Annotated in this window: 23 protein-coding genes; 13 read left to right on the forward strand and 10 right to left on the reverse strand. The window is 68.2% G+C overall.

The genetic code is table 11. From position 1 onward, the window contains the following. Nucleotides 1–770 precede the first annotated feature (770 nt). The 6 genes from mycP to ACY0PA_RS35085 all read left to right on the forward strand — a co-directional run bounded on the left by mycP (nucleotide 771) and on the right by ACY0PA_RS35085 (nucleotide 5,440). A complete protein-coding gene (gene mycP, locus ACY0PA_RS35060) occupies nucleotides 771–2,114 on the forward strand; it encodes a type VII secretion-associated serine protease mycosin (RefSeq protein ID WP_473081446.1) in 1,344 nt (447 codons plus the stop codon). A 31-nt stretch (nucleotides 2,115–2,145) separates the two neighbouring features. Continuing rightward, nucleotides 2,146–2,574: a hypothetical protein gene (locus ACY0PA_RS35065; protein WP_473081447.1), complete on the forward strand. Its 429-nt coding sequence runs from the start codon at nucleotides 2,146–2,148 to the stop codon at nucleotides 2,572–2,574. Between the two features lie 94 nt (nucleotides 2,575–2,668). Continuing rightward, complete coding sequence (locus tag ACY0PA_RS35070; RefSeq protein ID WP_473081448.1) at nucleotides 2,669–3,910, forward strand: hypothetical protein; 1,242 nt, start codon at nucleotides 2,669–2,671, stop codon at nucleotides 3,908–3,910. A gap of 129 nt (nucleotides 3,911–4,039) precedes the next feature. Continuing rightward, nucleotides 4,040–4,519, forward strand: a complete 480-nt coding sequence (locus ACY0PA_RS35075; protein WP_473081449.1) for a hypothetical protein — start codon at nucleotides 4,040–4,042, stop codon at nucleotides 4,517–4,519. A 2-nt stretch (nucleotides 4,520–4,521) separates the two neighbouring features. Next, a complete protein-coding gene (locus ACY0PA_RS35080) occupies nucleotides 4,522–5,037 on the forward strand; it encodes a hypothetical protein (RefSeq protein ID WP_385881098.1) in 516 nt (171 codons plus the stop codon). Nucleotides 5,038–5,107: 70 nt separating this feature from the next. Continuing rightward, on the forward strand, nucleotides 5,108–5,440 hold the full coding sequence (locus tag ACY0PA_RS35085) for an NIPSNAP family protein (RefSeq protein ID WP_473081450.1): 333 nt from the start codon (nucleotides 5,108–5,110) through the stop codon (nucleotides 5,438–5,440). Here ACY0PA_RS35085 and ACY0PA_RS35090 read toward each other — a convergent pair whose 3' ends face one another. The 3 genes from ACY0PA_RS35090 to ACY0PA_RS35100 all read right to left on the reverse strand — a co-directional run bounded on the left by ACY0PA_RS35090 (nucleotide 5,441) and on the right by ACY0PA_RS35100 (nucleotide 6,790). Then, nucleotides 5,441–5,809 (reverse strand): WD40 repeat domain-containing protein, encoded by a 369-nt coding sequence (locus tag ACY0PA_RS35090; RefSeq protein WP_473081451.1) that lies wholly within the window; start codon nucleotides 5,807–5,809, stop codon nucleotides 5,441–5,443. It abuts the gene before it with no gap. Between the two features lie 42 nt (nucleotides 5,810–5,851). Beyond that, a complete protein-coding gene (locus ACY0PA_RS35095) occupies nucleotides 5,852–6,244 on the reverse strand; it encodes an integrase core domain-containing protein (RefSeq protein ID WP_473081452.1) in 393 nt (130 codons plus the stop codon). Between the two features lie 306 nt (nucleotides 6,245–6,550). Further along, the gene (locus ACY0PA_RS35100; RefSeq protein WP_473081453.1) at nucleotides 6,551–6,790 is read right to left on the reverse strand and encodes a TIGR02679 domain-containing protein; all 240 of its coding nucleotides are present in this window, start codon (nucleotides 6,788–6,790) and stop codon (nucleotides 6,551–6,553) included. A gap of 453 nt (nucleotides 6,791–7,243) precedes the next feature. Between ACY0PA_RS35100 and ACY0PA_RS35105 the strand changes: the two genes are divergently transcribed. Genes ACY0PA_RS35105 through ACY0PA_RS35120 form a run of 4 tightly spaced genes read left to right on the forward strand, consistent with a single transcriptional unit; the run spans nucleotide 7,244 to nucleotide 12,223 of the window. Continuing rightward, nucleotides 7,244–8,020 carry a class I SAM-dependent methyltransferase gene (locus ACY0PA_RS35105; protein WP_473081454.1) on the forward strand — a complete coding sequence of 259 codons (777 nt, stop codon included), beginning with the start codon at nucleotides 7,244–7,246 and terminating at the stop codon, nucleotides 8,018–8,020. Further along, nucleotides 8,017–10,680, forward strand: coding sequence for an SUMF1/EgtB/PvdO family nonheme iron enzyme (locus ACY0PA_RS35110; RefSeq protein ID WP_385883324.1), 2,664 nt, complete (start codon nucleotides 8,017–8,019; stop codon nucleotides 10,678–10,680). Before ACY0PA_RS35105 ends, ACY0PA_RS35110 begins: the two co-directional genes overlap by 4 nt. Further along, nucleotides 10,677–10,943, forward strand: coding sequence for a hypothetical protein (locus ACY0PA_RS35115; RefSeq protein WP_385883323.1), 267 nt, complete (start codon nucleotides 10,677–10,679; stop codon nucleotides 10,941–10,943). Before ACY0PA_RS35110 ends, ACY0PA_RS35115 begins: the two co-directional genes overlap by 4 nt. Then, a complete protein-coding gene (locus tag ACY0PA_RS35120) occupies nucleotides 10,940–12,223 on the forward strand; it encodes a hypothetical protein (RefSeq protein WP_473081455.1) in 1,284 nt (427 codons plus the stop codon). The genes ACY0PA_RS35115 and ACY0PA_RS35120 overlap by 4 nt, the downstream gene beginning before the upstream one ends. Nucleotides 12,224–12,378: 155 nt before the next feature. On the opposite strand, the gene ACY0PA_RS35125 is transcribed toward ACY0PA_RS35120, so the two are convergent. From ACY0PA_RS35125 to ACY0PA_RS35140, 4 genes are read right to left on the reverse strand one after another with little or no spacing between them, the layout of a single operon-like run. After that, nucleotides 12,379–13,011, reverse strand: a complete 633-nt coding sequence (locus ACY0PA_RS35125; RefSeq protein ID WP_473081456.1) for a hypothetical protein — start codon at nucleotides 13,009–13,011, stop codon at nucleotides 12,379–12,381. Continuing rightward, nucleotides 13,008–13,517, reverse strand: coding sequence for a hypothetical protein (locus ACY0PA_RS35130; RefSeq protein ID WP_385883320.1), 510 nt, complete (start codon nucleotides 13,515–13,517; stop codon nucleotides 13,008–13,010). The genes ACY0PA_RS35125 and ACY0PA_RS35130 overlap by 4 nt, the downstream gene beginning before the upstream one ends. Further along, a complete protein-coding gene (locus ACY0PA_RS35135; protein ID WP_473081457.1) occupies nucleotides 13,514–13,975 on the reverse strand; it encodes a hypothetical protein in 462 nt (153 codons plus the stop codon). Before ACY0PA_RS35135 ends, ACY0PA_RS35130 begins: the two co-directional genes overlap by 4 nt. Continuing rightward, a complete protein-coding gene (locus ACY0PA_RS35140) occupies nucleotides 13,963–14,229 on the reverse strand; it encodes a hypothetical protein (protein WP_385883318.1) in 267 nt (88 codons plus the stop codon). Before ACY0PA_RS35140 ends, ACY0PA_RS35135 begins: the two co-directional genes overlap by 13 nt. 63 nt (nucleotides 14,230–14,292) lie before the next feature. Here ACY0PA_RS35140 and ACY0PA_RS35145 point away from each other — a divergent pair, with 63 nt between their 5' ends. Together ACY0PA_RS35145 and ACY0PA_RS35150 are read left to right on the forward strand one after the other, a co-directional pair. Next, nucleotides 14,293–14,751, forward strand: a complete 459-nt coding sequence (locus tag ACY0PA_RS35145; protein ID WP_385883317.1) for a DNA-processing protein DprA — start codon at nucleotides 14,293–14,295, stop codon at nucleotides 14,749–14,751. Nucleotides 14,752–14,776: 25 nt separating this feature from the next. After that, nucleotides 14,777–16,126 carry a hypothetical protein gene (locus ACY0PA_RS35150; RefSeq protein WP_473081458.1) on the forward strand — a complete coding sequence of 450 codons (1,350 nt, stop codon included), beginning with the start codon at nucleotides 14,777–14,779 and terminating at the stop codon, nucleotides 16,124–16,126. A 50-nt stretch (nucleotides 16,127–16,176) separates the two neighbouring features. Here ACY0PA_RS35150 and ACY0PA_RS35155 read toward each other — a convergent pair whose 3' ends face one another. Next, nucleotides 16,177–16,356: a hypothetical protein gene (locus tag ACY0PA_RS35155; RefSeq protein ID WP_473081459.1), complete on the reverse strand. Its 180-nt coding sequence runs from the start codon at nucleotides 16,354–16,356 to the stop codon at nucleotides 16,177–16,179. A gap of 269 nt (nucleotides 16,357–16,625) precedes the next feature. Here ACY0PA_RS35155 and ACY0PA_RS35160 point away from each other — a divergent pair, with 269 nt between their 5' ends. Beyond that, complete coding sequence (locus ACY0PA_RS35160; protein ID WP_473081460.1) at nucleotides 16,626–16,850, forward strand: hypothetical protein; 225 nt, start codon at nucleotides 16,626–16,628, stop codon at nucleotides 16,848–16,850. Nucleotides 16,851–16,922: 72 nt separating this feature from the next. Here the strand turns inward: ACY0PA_RS35160 and ACY0PA_RS35165 are convergent, their stop codons facing one another. Together ACY0PA_RS35165 and ACY0PA_RS35170 are read right to left on the reverse strand one after the other, a co-directional pair. Next, entirely contained in the window at nucleotides 16,923–18,335 is a 1,413-nt protein-coding gene (locus ACY0PA_RS35165) for an IS30 family transposase (RefSeq protein ID WP_473086531.1), read from the reverse strand. A 737-nt stretch (nucleotides 18,336–19,072) separates the two neighbouring features. Continuing rightward, the gene (locus ACY0PA_RS35170; RefSeq protein WP_473081461.1) at nucleotides 19,073–19,363 is read right to left on the reverse strand and encodes a hypothetical protein; all 291 of its coding nucleotides are present in this window, start codon (nucleotides 19,361–19,363) and stop codon (nucleotides 19,073–19,075) included. Between the last annotated feature and the right edge of the window lie 459 nt (nucleotides 19,364–19,822).

Here is a 19,822-nt window from a genome sequence, read left to right on the forward strand (position 1 = left end):
GGCACAGGCCGATCCGGTGCTCCGCAGCGCGGAGTGAGCGGCGGCCGTGTCTCTGCTGCCAACGGTCTCCGCGGACCGTTGGGCACACCGACGGCCCCGCGTGCCCCTGGTACTGCCCCTGGTACCCCCGGCGCGTCGCGGGCGGTTTTGCCGGGGCGCGGAGTTCCCGGGGTGACGGGCACGCCGAGCGGCTCCGCGTCGCGTGTACCAGGACCAGGTGGTGCGAGCCCGGGGCGTCCGTCCAACGGGATTGCAGGTGGGCGTCCGGTTGCACCGCAGACGGGCCGTGCGACAGGTGCGATTCCGCGGGGCACGGTGGTCGGCGGTTCCCCGACTCAGCAAGCACCAGGAGTCCGCGGTAATGCCCCCGTGGGGGCACGCGCCGGAGCAACACCGAGCCGCGGCGCTGTGCCTGGCATGGGACGTGAGAGCGGCGTGGCCGGTGCACGGATGCCCGCGCACTCCGATGGTGTCGTCGGTGGAAAGCCGCAACCCTCGAAGACGAGCCGGAACCCGCCGACCACGACCAGAGCGGCGGGTCCCGTACGCGGAACGGAGAGCCGTACAGCCCAGGTGCACAGTGGTGGACCCGCTGGAGGCTCCTCGCAGACGGCACGTAAGGATGGCACTCGGCCTGCTCCGGAGGAGCGCTCGCGTGACGAGCGGCCTGTGCGTGAGGAAGCAGAGACGGATCAGACCGAGCTACCACAGCCTCCGCTGCGGCTGCCAGGCCTGCCACCGACGACTCGGCGCGACAACGAAGGATGACGATGGGTTCCCGTACCAAGCAGGTACGCAGGCTCCGGCTGGCGTCGGCCCTGTCCGGCGTCGTGCTCGCGGGCGTTGCCGTGACACCCGCGCACGCCGAGACCGTCCGGGACCAGCAGTGGTACCTGGACGCCATGCGCGCCGAGCAGATGTGGAAGACCAGCACCGGTAAGGGCGTTACGGTGGCGGTCATCGACTCGGGCGTCGACCCCGATCTCGCCGACCTGCGTGGACAGGTACTGCCCGGCAAGGACTACTCCCGGCACCCTGGCGACGAGCACTCGGACTACGACGGGCACGGCACCCGCATGGCCGTACTGATCGCGGCCACCGGCGCGAAGGGCGACACGCAGGGCTCGTACGGGCTGGCTCCCGGAGCCAAGATCCTGCCGATCCGGGTGCCGGACTTCATCGAGAAGAGCCGCAAAGACGGTAACCCCGACGACTACCCCACCTATCTCTCCAAGGCCATCCGGTACGCCGCGGACTCCGATGCCCAGATCATCAACATCTCGCTGGGCAGTGAGGACCACGCACAGAAGCTGGACGACGCAGTCGCCTACGCGCTGTCGAAGAACAAGCTGGTCTTCGCGGCCGTGGGCAACACCGGTGCCGGAACGAATCGGGTGGAGTACCCGGCAGGGACACCTGGAGTGGTCGGCGTCGGTGCGATCGACAAGAATGTCAAGGCGACGAGGGAATCCCAGCACGGCCCGCAGGTCGACCTGGTTGCACCCGGTGCGGACATGGTCGCCGCCTGCAAGGGGGGCAGCGAGCTGTGCGATTCTCACGGTACGAGTGACGCCACCGCGCTCGCTTCCGCCTCCGCGGCGTTGATCTGGTCGAAGCATCCGGACTGGACGAACAACCAGGTCCTACGGGGCATGCTGAACACTGCGAGCGGAGCCGTGAGCGGGAAGAAGCGAACCGACTCCATCGGGTATGGCGCTGTGCGCCCCCGGATCGCACTCACCGAGCCCGGGGCCCCAGGCCAGGCCGACGACTACCCGTTGCCCGACTACAAAGACGGGGCCTCAGCGGCGGCACAGGGAGGCGCAACCGCTGAGCCGTCCGCGGGCGCCTCGACGTCCCCCTCCGCGGCGTCTTCTGATGACGAGTCGAGCGCACTGCCGTGGATCTTGGCGGGAGTGGGCGGGCTTGTGCTGGTCGGAGCTGGTGGCGGGGCCGTCGCCCTGCGCAGCCGCAAGCGCCGCCGCGAGGCATTGACCGCACCGCTGCCGCCGTCGCCGCAGCAGGGGTGGACGCAGCCGCCTCCCCCCGGCACGCAGTCGGGGCAAGGGCAGCCGTGGCCGTACCAGGACACCAACCACACGGGCACGCCATGACAGGACGAGGATCGAGCGGGGGCGAGATTCCATGACGGATACGACCGGGGAACAACACACGCCACACAGCGGGCCGGAAAACATGGTCGGTATGCGGCTGAACCATCTTCCCGACGACGCGCGGCCTGCCGGCGGCGGTCAGGAAGACCTGGCGTCGAGTCCGGCGGAGAAGAAGGCCGCCGCACGGGCCATTGAGGAGCACATCCAGCCGGATACCCGTAAGGCAGGCGACTGGGCGGACATCGACACCGGTGCAGCCGTTAAGGAGTTCCGCGATGGATGGCTCACGTCAGGGGCGTTAAAGAAGGCCCACAAGACCTGGGGCGAGCAGGTTCACAACCTGTTGAACCGCCTCTCGTCGGAGAAGGCGGCGTTGCGGGGTGCCAACAACACTCTGCAGGGCACCGATGGCGAGGTAGGTGCGCGTACGCGCTCTCTTTCGGCACTGGACGGCTTCTGACGCAGATGGGCAGAGCCCATTCCTGAACGTCACTTCGACCAGCAGGACGCCACAGCAGGACCACGGGGGAACCATGCCGACGTACCACGACATCATGACCGTCGACCTGTCCACACTCACCACGGCCGCGGACCGTTGGGACGGGATGGCGAAGGAGTTCCATAAGCAGGAAGTCGCCTACGACCGCGATGTTCACGGCATATCCATGGGGCAGGCCTGGACGGGGCTGAGCGCGGATGCCGCCAATCGACGGTTCGACATCACGCTGAAGGAATTTCAGAAAGCCCAGACGGAAGCCAAAGCGGTCGCTTCCCTGCTGCGGGACGCACACCACCAGTTCAGCGAGGTGCGCAAGAGACTCAGGTCCGCCCACGCGGACGCCATCAAGGCCCGCATGGCGGTCTCCGACGAGGGCGTGGTGTCCTTCGACACCACCGATCTCACCGAAGGTGAACGTAACGCCCTCCATCACGACCCCTCGTACCAGGAATCCGTGGGGACTGCTGTCACGGCGTGGCAGGACCACCTCGATCAGATCGTCAAGGACGCAGAGAAGACTGACCATTCCGTCCAGATGGCACTCAAAGCGGTGGTCATCGACTCCAACTGGAAGGACGGGACACTCGAGGGCTTCAACGGAGACGCCAAGGACCACCTGAAGGACTACAGGGCCGCAGGCAAGGGCGGCAAGAAGTCTGGCGGATGGAAGGGCGACGGGGACTTCAAGCTGGACTGGTGGTCCCCGTCCTTCAGCGCCTCGGCGGATCCCAAGTACGGGAAGGAGGGCTCGGTCAAGGCGGCTTTCGATCTCGTCCACATGACCGGAAAGGGCTCGCTGACCAATGGCGACTGGAAACTCTCCGGGATCGGCGACGCCTACGCCGGTGTTCGCTCTGGCGCGAACTACGGCTTCAGTGACAAGGGCATCTCGGGCAAGGCCGAGGTGTCCGCAGGCGCAAGAGCACTGATGGAAGGACGGGCCGAGTACGGCGACTGGGGCGGTGTCTATCTGCGCGGCGACGGCTTCGCCGGCGCCGAAGCCGGAATCTCGGGCAAGGTGAACAAGGACGAGGTCGGTGTCAGCGCCAAGGCCTTCTACGGTGCGAAGGCCTCGATCGGCGGCGGCGTCGAGGCGGCCGGGATCGGTATCGGCGGGAACTTCGAGGTCGGCGCCGGCGCGGGCGTCGAGGCCAAATTCGGCGTCAAGAAAGACGAGCACGGGTGTGTGGAAACTGAGCACCGGCGGTTTCGCAGCCGTAGCCGTGGGTGCAGGAGCAGGAACCGAGATCACCTTCGACCCCAACAAGTTCGGCAAGACCGTCGACAGTGCGGCTGACGCGGTCGGGCTTGGTGGCGCCGTGGACACAGTGGGCCACGGCCTCAAATCCACCAAGGACACCGTCGCCGGCTGGCTCGACTGACCAGCCCGATGAGAGGAGCAACTGAGTTGCCCAAGCTACTTCCGGTGGCAGTCGAGTTCCAGCTGCCTGACGGCTGGGCCCCGGCCTCACCTGAGACCATCGACACTTTCGGCGTGGCCTTCGCGGCCCTGCATCCCCACCCCGATGCCGGATTCGCCGCCAACATCACCATCGATGGAGAGATTCCGCCCGACGACGTATCACTGTCGGACCTTGCCGACGCGTCCGTGGAGCGCCTTGAGCAGGCCGCTGAGTCCGTGCAACTGGTGGACCGCCGCGAGGTCGGTCCCGACGACGCGCCCGCTCTCGTGCAGCGTTTTCTCCTGTCGGCCGCCGTTAACGACGAGCTCCGCGAGCTCGCCCAGGTCCAGGTGTACCTGCCCCTTGCCGACACCGTTGATCCGCACAAGTATGCGGTGATCAAGCTGGCACTGACCGCCACCACCGAACAGCTTCCCGAAGTCCTCAAAGAGTTCCAGGACTTCGTACGCACCGTGCGACCGAGTACCCCGGAAGGAAACTAGCAATGGGCCGCTTTCGCGATTGGCGGACGGGAACCCGATACCCGGACGAGGGTGCCGAGCCGTTGGCGCGCTCCCACGTGGAGGCGGCCTTGTTCGCGCTCAATGGCCCGGACAAGCCCTACCGCGTGCGCACCGCGCTTGCGGAGGAGAAGGCCGACGTGGTGGCAGAGTGGCACATGCTCGAGCCGGGCTGGGGCAGCGGGATGGGACGCCGGCAGGTGGAGCGGACGTTCAAGTTCCGTATGCGTCTGGACGGTGGGGCCCACGAGGTGCGGGTCTGCGCCGATGTCCGCGAGACGACGCGCGCCGGCGACCCGCCCACCCGCGTTGTGGCACGCAGGCACGGCAGGGGGCCTCGCACCCGAGTGAAGTCTTGGCGCGGAAGCTACAAGAAAGGCCCGGACGGTCGGCGCCAGCGCGTTGACGACTTCCGCTTCGACTCGAACGATCTGAGGGACCCGTTGCAGGAGGTCGTGCTTGCCTCGGGTTGGACGTGGCGAGGAACGCACAAACCGTGACTGTCCCGTACGACATTGAGCGGAAGCCGGTTCTCTGTGAACTCTGATCGCTGATCACCGTCGGCTTAGCATGCCGTTGTCGACGAATTGGAGGAACCTGCATGCCAGGACCACACAGCTGCGCACCTACACGGTCAAGGAGGGCCTCCTCGATGGGTGGGTAACGCGGTGGAGGGACGAAATCGTGGCGCTGCGTCTGGAGTTGGGCTTTGAGATCGGTGGAGCCTGGGTTGACCGGGAGCGGAATCAGTTCGTGTGGCTGATTGCCTACGAGGGTCCCGAGTCGTTCGCCGAGCGCAACGCCCTCTACTGGGCCTCGCCGCAGCGGAAGGCGATGGACCTTGACCCGGATGACTATCTGGTGTCCACCGATGACCGCACGGTCGAGCCCAAGCAACTCTGATCACGGGGCGGCAGGGAGCATGTGCTGGCGCCGCTCGTCGTCGTTGAGGATGCGGAAGACTCGGCCGCGGGCGGTCGCTTCCAAGTGGTCGAAATCGGGGCAGATGGGCCAGATCCGGGCGGGGCCGTCGAAGGAGGCGGTGAGCAGCTGCGTGCCGTCGGGGGACCAGGCGACGGAGGACACCTTGTCCTGATGGACACCCACGATGGCGACCTCCTCGAAAGTGGCCGTGGACCAGATGCGTACGGTGCAGTCGTCCGAGGCGGTGGCGATGCGACGACCGTCGGGGGACCACGCGATACCGCGCACACGGACCTCGTGTCCTTTGAGGATGTCGATGCGCCGTGAAGGGTGCCAATATTCGCGCACGGTTGCTGGCCTGCGGTGATTCGGTCGGCGTGTGATGGGTCGTCAGACTGCGCGGTGGTACTCGTTGATGAGTCCGCCGAGGATCTCGCGACGTCGGATCGTGCCGATCGGCAGGGGAGTGACGTTGGTTGCGTCGCAAGGCGCTCTCAGCTCCAGTGATCGGTGAGGTCTGCCCCTGTTGTAGTGCTCGGTGTACCGGTCCAGGACGGTGTGCAGGTGGCGTTCGCCGGCGATGAGCATGCGGTCGGTGCATTCGGCACGGACGGTGCGAACCCAGCGTTCCGCGAACGCGGTTGCCCGTGGGCAGCGTGGAGGGATCTTGACGACCTCCACGTCCTCTGCGGTGAACACGCCGTCGAAGGCGGCGGTGAACTTGCTGTCGCGGTCTCGGATGAGGAAGCGCAAGCTGCTGCCGGACCGGTCCTGGCGGGTCATTGGCGAGTACGGAACCCACGTTCGCGGGTGGGACCAGAGAGGCCTCGCCATACGCGCTGGAGCCGGTGGAACTGCCCCCTGACGGCCCGGCGGGTCAACCATGCAGCTGGGGGGAGTGGGCTGCCTCCTGACACCAACCGCCACGCCATCTCGCTCCGTCGTCCACAGCCCAACCAGGGCGAGACAAAGGGAGTCCCAACGGCCGGTTCGCCCATGTCGGTCATCCAGTCGAGAGCGGGAGTGCCGCGCAGGCTCACGGTGAGGACGGTGGAGGAGAGGGCATCCCCTGAGGAGGCCAGCCGAGGCCTAGGTCTCGCGGCGCCATTCGGCTCCGCTGCCGTCCGGGAAGCCGGTCAGGGCGCGGACGCCGGAAAGGACGAGGGCGGCGAGCGGGGTGTCGTCGTCGAGGGCGTGGGCGTCTGAAAGCGTGCCGGCGGCGAAGGCGGGCAGGGACACGGCGGGGTCGGCGGGCAGTGCCCGCAGGGCCGTCGTGGTGTCGGCGAGCAGGGCCTTCGCCGCGGGCCGGGTGCCGGCCAGGCGGCGCACGAGGCCCCTCGCAACCGGTCGGCCCAGTTGGCCAGTTCGCCCGGTATCCCTGGGCGGTGCGGTGCTCAAGGATCGCGCCAGGGGTGGGCAGCCATTGTCCGTCCCCACTGACGTTTCGCTCTTGGCCGCGTAGCCACTGAGTACGGCGACGACGGCGCCGACGGCAACTGCCGACCAGGCTGGACCCTTCAGAATCCCCCCGGCCCCTGCGCAGGTGAGTCCTGGGCTGAGCATAGGGCGAACTTCGCTCCGAGGATGCGCTGTCGCCGCCCGCGGAAAGCCCCGCGACGCCGTCGATTCGCCTTGGGTACCAGCCATCGATCGGTGGCCACGCGGAATGAGCCATTGAAGAACCGCTGTCCACCGTCCAGTTACAGCCTGTTGCTCCACAAGTACCCGCGATATTCTGCCCCGTGCCCTGTACGGCACAACCGGCGAAACACGAGGGGGATCGTGGACGGGCGCGACGTGCGCGGGCACTACGAGGGGTTGGCAGCCGAGTACGACGAGAACTGGGTCTACGGTCCGGACTACGTGCCCTGGATGTCCGGCCGGATCGTTGAGGCGCTGCGGCTCGGCCCTGCGGACCGGATCGCCGACATCGGCTCCGGTACGGGCCTCTTCACCAGGGAGGTGGCCCGGCAGCTCCAGCCCCGCAGTCCGATTCTGTGCGTCGATCCTTCCGAGGCGATGCTCAGCCAGCTAGAGACGCCGCCTCCGGCCGACTTGGCGCCCATTGTCGCCTCCGCCGAGGACGTCGCCGAAGGACGCACCCACCTGCCATACGAGCACCTCGACGCGATGTGGCTGAAGGAGTCGGTCCATCACGTCGCCGACCCGGCGCACACGCTTCGCGGCCTGGCCGACCGGCTGGCGCCCGGAGGCCGGCTGCTGGTGGTGATGCTCCCGGCCACCATCCAATACCCGCTGTTCGAGGCAGCCCTCGCGCGCTTCGAGGAGCTCCAGCCGGACCCGGCCGTCATCGAGGGACACCTGCGGGCTGCCGGGCTGGAGGCCGAGCTCAGCCATGTCGATCACGAGCTGCACATCGACCGAGACAGGTATCTCGGCATGGTGCGTGCCCGCTACATGTCCTTGCTCTCCACCTTCCGCGACAGCGAACTTGAGAAGGGCATCGAGGAGATGCGGGTCGCTCATCCGGAGCCGGTGCTGGTGTTTCCGGACCGGTTCGCGTTCGTCCTCGGCCGGCGAGGTGGGGAGTCTTCGTGAGCACCTTGGTCGATGAACGGCTGCGGCGCCTGCAGAGGGAACTCGACGATCACTCGCGGATCGCCGATCGGCTGGGGCTTGATCTGGAACGGCCGTTACGGTCCCTCAACGACGGCTATCCCGAGAACGCGGTTGCCCTGGTCGGGAAACTGACGGAGAAGCTACTCAAGGAGTTGTGGCGTCACCACGACGTCGAGGGCGACCCCTCGACGAAGGCTCTCAACGACCTGGTCAAGCGCTGCCGTCCGTACATCCGCAGTAGCACGGTCGTGGATGCGCTCGAGGACATTCGTCGGCTGCGCAACCGGTCCACGCACGATGGGTACGACATCAGTGACGAGGACGGGCTGCTGGCGGTCCGCAGGCTCGTGGAGGTGCTGGTCTGGTTCACCAACACCGGGAGCGCGGCGCTGCTCGGGGGCGAGCCCGACATGGCGCCCGAGGTGGCGCGCCGCTGTGAGTTCCTTGCCGGGCTGTACGTCACCCTCGGCTACCGGCAGGCGAAGCGGTTCGTCCTCAGCCCGGACACGGTGTACCAGCTGTTCTGCCGCGAGGTGGGGATGCGGCTGGAGTACGTGGAGTTGATGCTTTCCCGCGATGCCGACGACCTGAGGACCGTCCTGGCCGCCAGCGGTGGGGAGTTGCTGCGCACCCGGCTGCCCAAGCTCACCCGGTTCGTCGTCCTGGAGGACGACGGCGGTGCGGTGCCTGGCGCTCTCCACCCCATGTTGGGGCTGGACTTCCGAATCGTGCGTTACGACGGCTTCGTCGACACCCTCGTCAATCTCGACGGCCACCTCGCCGCTCTCACCTCCGCCGCCGACCCGGAGGAACCGAGGACCGCTGTCGCCGCCGCGGCCCTGACCACTGACCCGCGCACCGGCGAGTCGAAGATGGAGCAGTCCGGCGACGCAGCGGAGCTCCTGACGCGCCTGGCCCGCGGCAGTGCGAACATCCTGGTCACCGGTCGTCCGGGGAGCGGCAAGAGCACGCTGCTGCGCTCTCTGGCCGCCAACCCGGAGCTCCGCCGCTTCCGTTTCTACTTCGACCTCGGTCTCAAACTGAAGGACGAACCGTTCTCCGAGTACGCGGGCCGCCTGCTCGCGCCGGCCATGACGGCGGATCGCTCGCGAGCCTACGAACTCTTCCTCTACCTCATCCGCTCGGGGACAGCGCTGTGTGTGCTGGATGCCGTCGACGAGGGCGTTGACGAGGCAAGCCCGGCCGGTTTCCTGCGGCTCTTCGCCGATCTCGCGGCCGTACTGTCCGCCGAGTCGGCGGTGGTCATGAGTTCACGGGTGTCCTTCCTCGCGGACTCGCCGCAGATACGTCAGCTGCTCGACAGCGGTGCGGGCCGCTCCGAGCAGCTGGTCGAGCAGATGTACGCGAACGGCGTTGACCCGTCCCGCGTGCCGCATTTCCACGTCGTACGCCTGGTCGAACCCGAGGCAACCCCGCTCGAGACGCGCCTCACCACGGCGCTGAACCTTCCGGCGGGCAGGCCGCTCGCGGACATCCTCAGCACTGACATCACGCGCACGCTGGGCGAACGTGGCCAGCCCGAGCTTGAGCAGCGGCTGCCCGCCGCGTTCGGGCATGCCTTCCTCGCCGACCGCACTGTGTTCTCCCTCCTCGATATCCACCGGCAGCTTGGGGCCGACGCCTTCCCGGACGGGCGTCTCGATCTCGACGCGTGTGTGCTTGCTCCGCTGTTGCGGTCCGCCGGGCCCGATCATGTCGCCTTCGTGCACTCCGCGTACCAGGAACTACTGGCGGCCAGGTTCCTCGCCGAGCCGGCGAACCGGGACCTGGCGGCGAACCTGCCCGGCGGCGCCCTCCTCACCGAGCAGGTTCGCGCCTTCCTCGCTGGCATGCCCGGCGGTCGGGAGACGGACGACTGCGTGCTGCCCGCCGGGGCGTACCTGGTCGGTCCGGCCGACCGGCTGCTGATCCGCCGCGTCGAGCGTCCCGTACGTTTCGACCGTCATGCCGTGACCGTGGCGCGCTACCGCGGCTTCCTCGACGCCCTTGACGCGGACGGCACCTCGCAGTGGGACCACCCCGATCAGCCGGCCGACGTCACCCACCGCCCCTGGACCGACCGGCTGCGGCACCCCGACTACTACGAGAACCCGCGTTACGACGCCCACCCGGCCGTCTGCGTCAACTGGTGGAGTGCGTACGCCTTCGCCGCCTTCGGGGGCAAGCGGCTGCCGACCTCCCTGGAGTGGGAGGCCGCCGCCCGAGGCACCGACGGGCGCCTGTTCCCCTGGGGCGACACACCTGACAGCACCCGGGTCAACTGCGCTGACACATGGGTCGGCCGGCCTGTGGTGACGTACCAGGCGTGGTACCGGGACTTCGCAGGCGACGCCGTCCGGCGGGCCGGGGCGGCACCCGTCGACGAATGGCCGGGCAACCGCTCCCCGTTCGGCGTCCTCGACATGGTGGGCAACTGCTGGGAATGGACATCCACCAGCCTGGACGATCCCGGCGAGGCCGTCATCTGCGGTGGCAGCTACGACAACCCGATGCGCGCGGTGCAGACCAGCAGCAAGGGCATCTACCGCAAGCGCGGTGGGAGCAACGCGGTCGGGTTCCGATGCGTGCAGGACCTCGAGACACGAGAGATATCCGGGACAGAGGGGGCGACGGCATGAGCAGCGGCGGGCCGCGTCACGGAACCATCGTGGACCGGCGTCCCAGCGGCGGAGGGCTGAGCGGTGCGCTCGGCACCTATGTCGTCCGGGACGACGAGGACGAGTGCTACTACGGCTTCGACTACCGGCAGATCGTGACCGAGGGATTCCGCACCATCCGCACCGGCGAACGCGTCCGCTTCCATGTCAGCACCGAAAGCCCCGACCGGGCGGAGTTCGTCATCCGCCTCGACCAGCCCGACCCGACCGAGTACTACCGGTGACCGCCTCCGGAGCTCCGCTGCTCGAGGACGCCACGGGGGCACGCCAGGAGCTGACCCTCGTCCTGCCGGTGCGGCTGCTGCGCATCCCGAACTGGCCCGAAGGACCCTTCCCGTTCGAGCTGGGCAGTCGCCGCACCGACGCCCAGACCCGGTCCACCTACTTCGCCCCCGCCTCCGCCCGCGCACTGTACGGGGCACCCGGACGAGCGCGTCGCTGGCATCTGCCGCTGGACGTCAAGCAGGACGGGCTGCACCTGCTGGGCATGGAACTTCTCCGCGCGGCCACCGCCCGCAACCCCGAACACGCCCTCGTCGTCCTGCACTTGAGCGCGGAGAGACCGCTGCTGCCCATTCTGCGGGCCCTGGCCGGGCGGCGACCGAACTCCGCCGAAGAACTGCTCACCGGGCCCTTCGACCCGGCAGGACTTCTCGCCAACATCGCCGACGTCCGTACCGCCGATGCGCCCTTCGCCATAGCCCGCCCCTACACCATCGCCTTCATGACCCCCACGGCGTGGCACACCCCCGCCCTCCGCACCGGCGGCGAAGGGGCACTGCCCACCACAGCGGACCATTGGCTGTGGCAGCTGGCGTCACGCTCCACACCTCAGGACTTCCCGTTGCCGCCGGAGACCGCCGCCGAACAGCTCAAGGACGCCGTCAGAATCTCGGCAGACTGGAGCGCTTTGGTGCTGCGCCAAGGGGCCGCCTTCCTCGGCCACCGCCCCGACACCGGTGCGGGCGACTTCTTCGAGTTCGGCGCGCTGCACTCCCGTACCGTCTATCTCGACGCCCTGCTCCTCGGCTCGCTCCAGCGTGACCACATCGACGAGCTCACCGACGAACTCTCCGAGGTGTTCAACTCCTCACGGCTGGCCCGCCGCGTCGCTACCCTGGAGCGGAACATCGCCGTCTTCCGCAGCACCTACTGGCGACAGCACCTCACCGCACACGGCGCGGCCAACGATCTGCTCCTCGCCTTCCAGAACCAGCACCGGCTGCCCGCACGTTTCGGTGAAATCCTCGTGGAAGCAGCCGACTACAGCAGGCTTGTGCAGACTCAGGAAAGCCAGCAGATCAGCGGCGCCTTGGGCGTTCTCACCATTCTCGGCCTGCCACTCGGCACCGCCCTCAGCATCCTGCAGGTTCTCGACGACCACTCCACGGCCCACCTGCTCATCGCGCTCGCACTGTCGGTCGCCGCCACTGCCGGAGCCCTCACCACACGGTATGGGCGACTGGTTCTGTCGTCCTTGCGGGGCGGGAGCGGCAAGGCGTAGGACACCGCCGATCTGCGTGACTCCGCCGTCAGTGTTTGTGCGGAAGAACGGTGAACCGTACCGGCTCGGCGAGTGTGAGGCGGGCACCTTCCTCGTCCGCAGGGGGGACGACGGGGCGGACCGTGCACGCCGTCTGTGCACGGGCCGCCCCTGACTTAGGGCCGGACAGTGCCCGGCTCGGCGGCGAGATCCACGATCTTGCACCGCCGAAGATCCCGGATGAGCTGCCCGGCGACCGTCCACTGCAGCCGCGCGGAGTCGAGTTCGACGACCTCGCGGCGGTTCGGCACGATGCGCCCGCGCTCTATGGCGTAGTGGCGGCCGTAGACCGCGACCGGCTCGGACTCGCCCACCCGCACCACGACGTACCCGTCGACTAAGTGGGGGCAGGCGGTGACCGCCTCGCGGGCGTGCGGCAGGCAGATCGGCGGGTGCGTCGTCATCAGCTCGTTCGGCCAGTCTGGCCAGTCATTGCGGTTGTCTTCGAGCAGCCACAGCACGCCTCTGTCGTCCTGGTCGGCGGGCTGCCCGCACACCTGGCAGCCGAGATCGCGCATCGCCGCGAGCTGCCGCCGAGGATGGATGTTGCCGAACTCGGGCCGACCGACGCCGGGCGAGCTGCCGCGGCGGTTCCACAGCGCCCCGAACGCGCGGTCGTCGGGCTGCTCGTCGGTGTACGCGAGCACGCCGTGCAGGGTCGAGCAGACGAGGTACTGCGCCGGGGTCGCCTCGCTGCTCCATGGTGCGATGAACGGGACAGTCGACGTGAGGGCGAGCGAGGCGGTCATCGTGCACCCCCGAGAGGCGCGGGCACCGGGCCGTCGACGATGCCGGCGATCGTGGCGAACAGCCGCGAGGCGCCGCGGCCGCGTTCGAGGTAGTCGTCGATCTCTGCGCGGCAGGCGATCGGCGACAGCTCGTCGAGCCCGATGACGAGCAGTACGCCGCCGAGGTTCGCGAACACGCGGGCGAGGCGCGGCTGCCGTACGCGTAGCGCGGTCGTGCAGTGCGCGAAGTGCACGAGGACGTCGGTACCGACGCGACGTACCCATGATCCGTCGGCCTGCGGCGGCTCGTCGGGTAGACGAGCGCCAGCGGCCGCGACGAGTCCGCGCATCTGCTGCTCGACGAGCGCCGGGTCGGCGTCGTCGAACTGCGGGGCGCGGTAGGTGATCAGCAGCACCCCGAACACGTCGCCAGCGGCGGTCTGGTCGAGCCACGTGTGCGTGCCGAGCGAGGCGATCAGTCCGGGCGTGGGTGTGCAGGGCGCGGTACGCGCGGGTGCGTGCATCATGGCTGCACCTCCGCGGCGGCGCGGCTCGCGAGGGTTGCGGCGTAGCACTCGTACAGGTCATCGGCCCGAGTGGTGCGCGATTCGTTCGACGGCGCGACAAGCCACGACGTCGCCCGGATCGTCATTGGTGCGATCACCTGTGGGTCGGGAACGATGATGTGCGCGCCCTCGGCGAGTACTTCGCTGCCCGGTAGGTCCCATGCATCCGCCGATCCGGGGGCGACGAGAAACTCGACGCCCCGCGCCGTCAGCAGTACCGGTCCGAGCGGCTTGCCTTGGGCCTGTAGCGCCCGCAGTACCTGCCAGCCGGCACCCGTCGGGATGCGGACGGCGTCCCATGCGCGGCCGCAGGGCAACGAGGCGAGTTCGTGCTGTTCCCATGCCATGGTGACGGCGACCGTTGATGCGCCGGCTCGTTGCAGCCAGAGGTACGGAGGGAGTTGGCTCAAGGGGCGCATGCGATCACCTCACACACGTTTGTGAGACCGAGCAGGAAGGACAGTCGTTCGGCCGTGGCGGTCTCGTCGCCCCATACGCCGACCTCGTAACCGCCGTCGATGAGGTACGCGCCGTTCAGCACCTCGACAGCCTCGGATACGTGCGGATTCAGCGGGTTTATCACGCTTACTGTGCCGTCGTTTTGATCAGTGACGGACAGCCCGCGTGCCCGTAGCGTCTCGACCAAAATGGTCGGTGCGGTGTTCGCGTCCATAAAACGATCTCACCGCGGCGCGAGGCTGTGCGACATCTGACAAGCTATGACACGGAGTTGATCATGCCCCTAGCTGTGGCTATTACTGGCACCCGGGCGACGGGACACCGCGAAGCCTCATGGTTCGCCGAGCTGTTCGGCACCTATCTCGGGCCGTGGGCTACCGACTCGACGCAGTTCTACATCGGGGGAGCGAAGGGCATCGACAGCCTGTCGCTACTGTGGCTGGCCGGGCACTCGAAAGCTGCGATCACGGTTGTGGTGCCCGGCACGCTCGCACGGCAGCCCGCAGACGCCCGGCAGGCGGTGCAGCGCTGCCGCGACCGCGTCGCGGAAGTAGTCGAGTTGGGTGCGGCCGAGCTCCGCAGTCCGGCCTACCACGCGCGCAACCGATACATGGTCGACCGGGCCGACATGGTCATCGGGTTCCCTCTCGCCGACGGCGACGAATCGTCGGGAACCTGGCAGACGATCACGTACGGCGCTGAAAGGGGGAAACCTCGACTGATCGTACCCGTGTGAGCAGTTGAGCGGGCATCATGAGGTCATGACCGCGCACGACAGACTCGTCGGTGCCGCCACCCTGCACCGACTGAGGCAGTGCCGCGGCTTGTCCCTGCGAGGAACCGCTCGTGCTCTCGTCAAAACGGCGTCCCGACTTGGGCAGCCCCTCGACGCGAGCGTCGAGAGCGTGCAGCGGTCCGTCGCCCGCTGGGAAAGCGCCAAAACTCCTGTCCTTCCCGCCGAGCGATATCAACTGCTGCTCGCGCACCTGTACGCCCGCGGCGCCGACGGTCAAATGACCCTCGGTCCGGGCAGTGACTTTTCCGAACTGCTCGACGCGTTTGCCTACTTGGGAGAGAGCGAGCCTCGCCTCGCTGAGTTGCGCACCATTCTGGTACGCACCACGACCGACGCCGGCGACGGACTGCTCGCGTTGCTGGGGGCGAACGCGCAAGTCGCCCTTGCGGACGCTCTCACGGATCCCTCGCGGATCGACGAGGCGCTGCTCGTGTCGATGCGCGGGGCAGTGAGAGAGGTGAACGGGCAAGTCAGCAGTGTGCCGTTCGTGCGCCTGCAGCTCATGCTCGCGCCGCTCGTCGAGTCATGTCGCCGGCTACTCGACGTCGACGAGTCGGTGCCCGAGCCGTTCAAGCCAGGCCTGCAAGCTGTCGCCGCGCAGGCATTCACGCTCGCTGGCCGGTTCGCGTTCGAGACACGCGACGACGAGGCTTCGAGGGCGTTCTACGCGGCCGCCACACAATCGGCCGGGCAGATCGGCGACCCGTGGCGGCGCGCCACGGTGCATATGAGTCACGCCCTCGTCACGTTGTACTCGACGCCCGGTCTAGAGCCGGCGAAAGCGCTCGTCGACGCTGCTGTGCGCGACGCCCGAGCCGGTGAGAGCGTGACCGTGCGGGCGCGGGCACATGCTCTACAGGCTGAGATCGCAGCCCGCGCGGGGGCAGAGAAACACGCTCGTGCCGCCCTTGCGCTCGCGTGGTTCGACATGGAACGACAGGGCGACGGCGACCCCGCCCCGTCGAGCTTCTCGCCGGCTCATCTGCGCGGGTTCGAGGGCGTGACCGCGCTGTACGTCGGCGATGCCGCGGACGCGCACGACTACTTCGCAGGCTCGGCGGCATCCCTTAACGCGCCGCGCGAGCGAGTACAGCGTGTCATTGTGTCGACCGATCAGGCGCTAGCTCGTATCCGCCTCGACGCCCCCGAGGCGGCGACGGCTCTACTGCATGAGTGCGTTGATGCCGCTTCGGTGACGGGCGGCCGCGTCGCTGCGATCCGCCTGCGTGACGCCCGCCGTAAGCTGCGCCCATGGCGGCACGAGGACTTCGTCGCCGACCTCGATGATCACCTGATCGAGTCGCTCGGCGCGTGACTGGCCGTGGCGCATCACGCGGGCACTACTTGCCCTGCCTGCGCTCCATTTCATGGCCCAGAGGGCTGCTCCCACACACCGATCGTGAACAGATGCCCGTCGGACAACCGGTAGCCGAATAGCGCCGTCGCGTCGGTCACCCCACGCGCCCGCTTCCGCGAGCCGTCGAACCCGAGCACGATGCGATCGCCGGGCTGCACCTCGCGGCCGAGGTCGGACGACGCCCGCACCTCGGGCTCGGTGAGCCATGCGTCGGGCGCATGCGTGATCTGAGGTCGGGGTGATCGCTGCTGTCGCCGTACGCGTACCGCAGCCCGGCGACGAGCGACCGTTCGTCGGTCATGTCTGTCTCGGGCGGCGCCTCGCGGTGATCGGTCGCGGTACGTCGACCAGGTCACCGGGTCGGTGCTGCTCGCCGAGGCCCGCGGCGGGGGTTTCGGGCTGCTCGGACGGGTCGCCCCGAGCTGCAGACTGGGGCGCACGGGTCGATCATCGCCGTATGGCCTTCCATCGACCCGTGATCGTGAGCCCGCCGTCGACAAGCGGCGGCCGCCAGGTGCGCGTCGACGGCGAGATTCTCGGGCTCGCGCACAGCCTCGTCGACGTCGCCGAGTTCCTGCGCCGAGCCGGCCTCGAAGGGCTTGATGCGAGCGGCGTTGCCGAGTCCGAACTGATCGAATGGCGCGGCGGCGGCCCCGATGAATGGGGGCCGCCGCCTGTGTGAGGGTGCATCGCAGCTACATGGCGCCGTCGCCGTCCTTGAGCGTGAAACTCAGCACGCTGAGACCGGGCGAGTTCAACTGGTCGATGCAACACCGGCTTGTTGAAGCGAGCGTAGTTGCTCCTCGAAGATTTCAGCGGGCGTCTTCCACCCGAGGATCTTTCGTGGCCGGCTGTTGAGCGCGTGAGCGACGGCCTCGAGTTCGTCAGCGGACCAGCGCGACAGGTCGGTGCCTTTGGGGAAGTACTGCCGCAGCAGACCGTTAGTGTTCTCGTTCGTCGGGCGCTGCCACGGTGAGTGCGGGTCAGCGAAGAACACCCGCGTCCCGGTCTCCAGCGCGAACTGCGCGTGGCCCGAAAGCTCCTTCCCGCGATCCCACGTCAGGGTCTTGCGCAACTGGTCGGGCAACTTGGTCATCGACGCCGCGAGTGCGGCGTTCATCGCGACGGCCCCGTAGCCGCCGAGCGACGGCCCGTTCTTCACATACGGCTTCTCGCCCCAGCCCTCCATGCGTGGCAGGTGGACCAGGAGCGTTGAACGGCTGCTGCGCTCGACAAGCGTGCCGATCGCGGACCTGTCCGTCCCGATGATCAGGTCGCCTTCCCAATGCCCGGGCATGGCCCGGTCGTTGGCCTCGGCGGGGCGCTCGCTGAGGACGACATCGGCGGTGACATGCCCTTGGGGCTTGTTCCGTGACCTGGCCCTCGGCTCCCGCAACGCTCGCCCCGTTCGGAGACAAGTGACCAGTTCACGCTTGAGCGCACCACGCCCCTCGATGAACAGCGACTGGTAGATGGCCTCGTGGCTGATGCGCATGGACTCATCATCGGGGAAGTCGACCTTCAGCCGATGCGCGATCTGCTCTGGGCTCCATGCCGTCGACCACCGTCGGTCTTGGCGATGGGGCTTGTTCAACCCCTTCCACGGCGGTGTCCTGGGGCCCGGGACGATCGTGCCGTCATGCCTACGGACGTTCCCAGCGAGCCGGTCTTGCACGTACTCACGCAGCCGCTCGTTGCCCACCAGCTTCGCCGTCTTCGGACGCTTTGCGGCCCGCTGTGCCTTCCACTGCGCCACCACGGCGCGGTAGACCGGCTTCCCGCCCCTGGTCGCAGCGTTTCGGCGCAGTTCACGAGACACGGTCCCGGGGTCGCGGCCGATCGTGAGAGCGATCTCGCGCACGCCCTTCTCCTGGGCCTTGAGCAGCGCGATCTCCTCACGCTCGGCGAACGACAGGTACCGGCCAGTGGGCTCGTCCAGGCTCAGCGGGGTCATCCCGCCAGCGTGTCGAAACCATCGGATCCCGACCGGTGCCGACACGCCGACCCCCTCGGCGGCCTGGACCGTTGTGACCCCGGACGCGATCAGGCGCCAGAACTCCCGTTGCACAGCGCGCGACGGCTCCGGTCGGCCGGGCGAGCGCATCGGCGCCCGCATCGCCCGATCCGCGGCCCACTGCCGTCGCGCCCCGGCCGGCGCCTGCGGCATCGGCTTCTTCGCTCGTCCCATCCAACACCTCCGTCATCAAGGTGTTGCGACGACCAGTTGAATTCGCCCCGGCCACGAGCGTCACTATGAACGCTCCGCTGCCGGTCGCAGTGGCTGCGTACGTCGACAGGTTGCCGACGCTCGCCGCGAAGATTCCGCAGGCGAAGGCGACGTCACCGCAGCCGAGAATCAGCAGGGTGACGAGGATCGCCCTTGAAACCCTGGGTCTCGGCTGCGGGGCGTGGGTAATGTCCAACGTAGGGTCCGTTCTCGTTATGGCAGATCTGACCTGTTAGGGCTCGACGGCAAGCTGTGGTAGGTGCGCCGTCGGGCCCTTGTGCTTGGGTGAATCTTGGCGTCACTCGTCCCTCAAACGCCAACAAGAACTGGCTAGTTGAGAGCCATGTCTCACTCGCCCTATAGGTGGACAGATCGGGCATTTCTCTTCGAATTTGGGGACGGTCGTGGCTACTTTCCCCGAGCAGCCCGACGTATCCGCATGTCAGGGGCCGCTCGCCGCGATTGCCGTTGCTACAGGTCGTGACGTCGCCTCGACAAAAGTCGCAGCCACACGTACGGAAAATGGGACACCGGCAACGGCATTTAGACGCGCGCCGCGGCCTGTTGGCGGCGCTGCGCTGCTGCCCGCTTGCGTCGCCACTCGGACTTGTCGAGAGCGACTTGAAGGGCGGCGAGTTCCTCGGGCCGCGACCAGGTACGCCGCCCGCCCTCGACCATCACGGGCGCGGCGCAGCCGAGGCCAGTGTCGCAAGTGACCGTGTCCGGCTCGCCGCCGCGCGGTGCAGGACCAACTCGCCCTTGCAGTACGGACACGGGCGATCGTCGAGGGTGACGACGTACCGGTCGCCGACTCCGCCGATCGTCCGCTCGATCCTGCGGGCAGCCTCGCGGGCGACGAATGTGATCGAGGTGCGGTGCAGGCTCGTGATCGGCTTGCAGTACCCGAACCCGCCGTCGAGGCGGGCGAGCAGCCACTCGGCGGCGTGCACGGCGCTGCGGTCGCCCATGGAACGACCAGCGGTGCAGGCTCGCGGCGTCCTCGGCGGCGATCCCGTCGCGGCGCACACGGTCGTCGGCGCCGATCCGCGCCTCGCGGGCGCTGCGGTAGTCGGTCCGCTGGCCGATCGACGAGCCGACCGGCGGCAAGCCCGCGAGACAGCCTGCGGCCCCGCGCGGAGGCGGCTGGGAACGTCAGTCACCAGCAAAGGCCGTTGCCCAGGCCCCTCATCTGGTCGACGGTCACGGGACCGCAGGCCTCGTGAAGCCCCTTCACACATCCGGCGGGGCCGGGCATTACGCGGCCGAACTCCTGGCGGGTGGTGCCGAGGTAGTCGGAATCGACGGCAGCGCAACTCTGCTGAATCACGCGCGGGAGCGATTTCACGACATCCCTGGCAAGGGCTCACAGCGACTGACGGCAGGTCCGAGGACAGGGTTGACCTCTCGCTCGCCGGGGGCTCGTTGGC

This window comes from Streptomyces sp. DS1-CR2, assembly GCF_055760475.1.

What these genes read in the sequence shown, in the direction of transcription:
- mycP (WP_473081446.1), top strand. Translation starts at nt 771, where the DNA reads ATGGGTTCCCGTACCAAGCAGGTACGCAGGCTCCGGCTGGCGTCGGCC.
- ACY0PA_RS35065 (WP_473081447.1), top strand. Translation starts at nt 2,146, where the DNA reads ATGACGGATACGACCGGGGAACAACACACGCCACACAGCGGGCCGGAA.
- ACY0PA_RS35070 (WP_473081448.1), top strand. Translation starts at nt 2,669, where the DNA reads ATGACCGTCGACCTGTCCACACTCACCACGGCCGCGGACCGTTGGGAC.
- ACY0PA_RS35080 (WP_385881098.1), top strand. Translation starts at nt 4,522, where the DNA reads ATGGGCCGCTTTCGCGATTGGCGGACGGGAACCCGATACCCGGACGAG.
- ACY0PA_RS35085 (WP_473081450.1), top strand. Translation starts at nt 5,108, where the DNA reads ATGCCGTTGTCGACGAATTGGAGGAACCTGCATGCCAGGACCACACAG.
- ACY0PA_RS35095 (WP_473081452.1), bottom strand. Translation starts at nt 6,244, where the DNA reads ATGACCCGCCAGGACCGGTCCGGCAGCAGCTTGCGCTTCCTCATCCGA.
- ACY0PA_RS35115 (WP_385883323.1), top strand. Translation starts at nt 10,677, where the DNA reads ATGAGCAGCGGCGGGCCGCGTCACGGAACCATCGTGGACCGGCGTCCC.
- ACY0PA_RS35125 (WP_473081456.1), bottom strand. Translation starts at nt 13,011, where the DNA reads ATGACCGCCTCGCTCGCCCTCACGTCGACTGTCCCGTTCATCGCACCA.
- ACY0PA_RS35130 (WP_385883320.1), bottom strand. Translation starts at nt 13,517, where the DNA reads ATGATGCACGCACCCGCGCGTACCGCGCCCTGCACACCCACGCCCGGA.
- ACY0PA_RS35135 (WP_473081457.1), bottom strand. Translation starts at nt 13,975, where the DNA reads ATGCGCCCCTTGAGCCAACTCCCTCCGTACCTCTGGCTGCAACGAGCC.
- ACY0PA_RS35140 (WP_385883318.1), bottom strand. Translation starts at nt 14,229, where the DNA reads ATGGACGCGAACACCGCACCGACCATTTTGGTCGAGACGCTACGGGCA.
- ACY0PA_RS35145 (WP_385883317.1), top strand. Translation starts at nt 14,293, where the DNA reads ATGCCCCTAGCTGTGGCTATTACTGGCACCCGGGCGACGGGACACCGC.
- ACY0PA_RS35150 (WP_473081458.1), top strand. Translation starts at nt 14,777, where the DNA reads ATGACCGCGCACGACAGACTCGTCGGTGCCGCCACCCTGCACCGACTG.
- ACY0PA_RS35160 (WP_473081460.1), top strand. Translation starts at nt 16,626, where the DNA reads ATGGCCTTCCATCGACCCGTGATCGTGAGCCCGCCGTCGACAAGCGGC.
- ACY0PA_RS35165 (WP_473086531.1), bottom strand. Translation starts at nt 18,335, where the DNA reads ATGCCGCAGGCGCCGGCCGGGGCGCGACGGCAGTGGGCCGCGGATCGG.
- ACY0PA_RS35170 (WP_473081461.1), bottom strand. Translation starts at nt 19,363, where the DNA reads ATGGGCGACCGCAGCGCCGTGCACGCCGCCGAGTGGCTGCTCGCCCGC.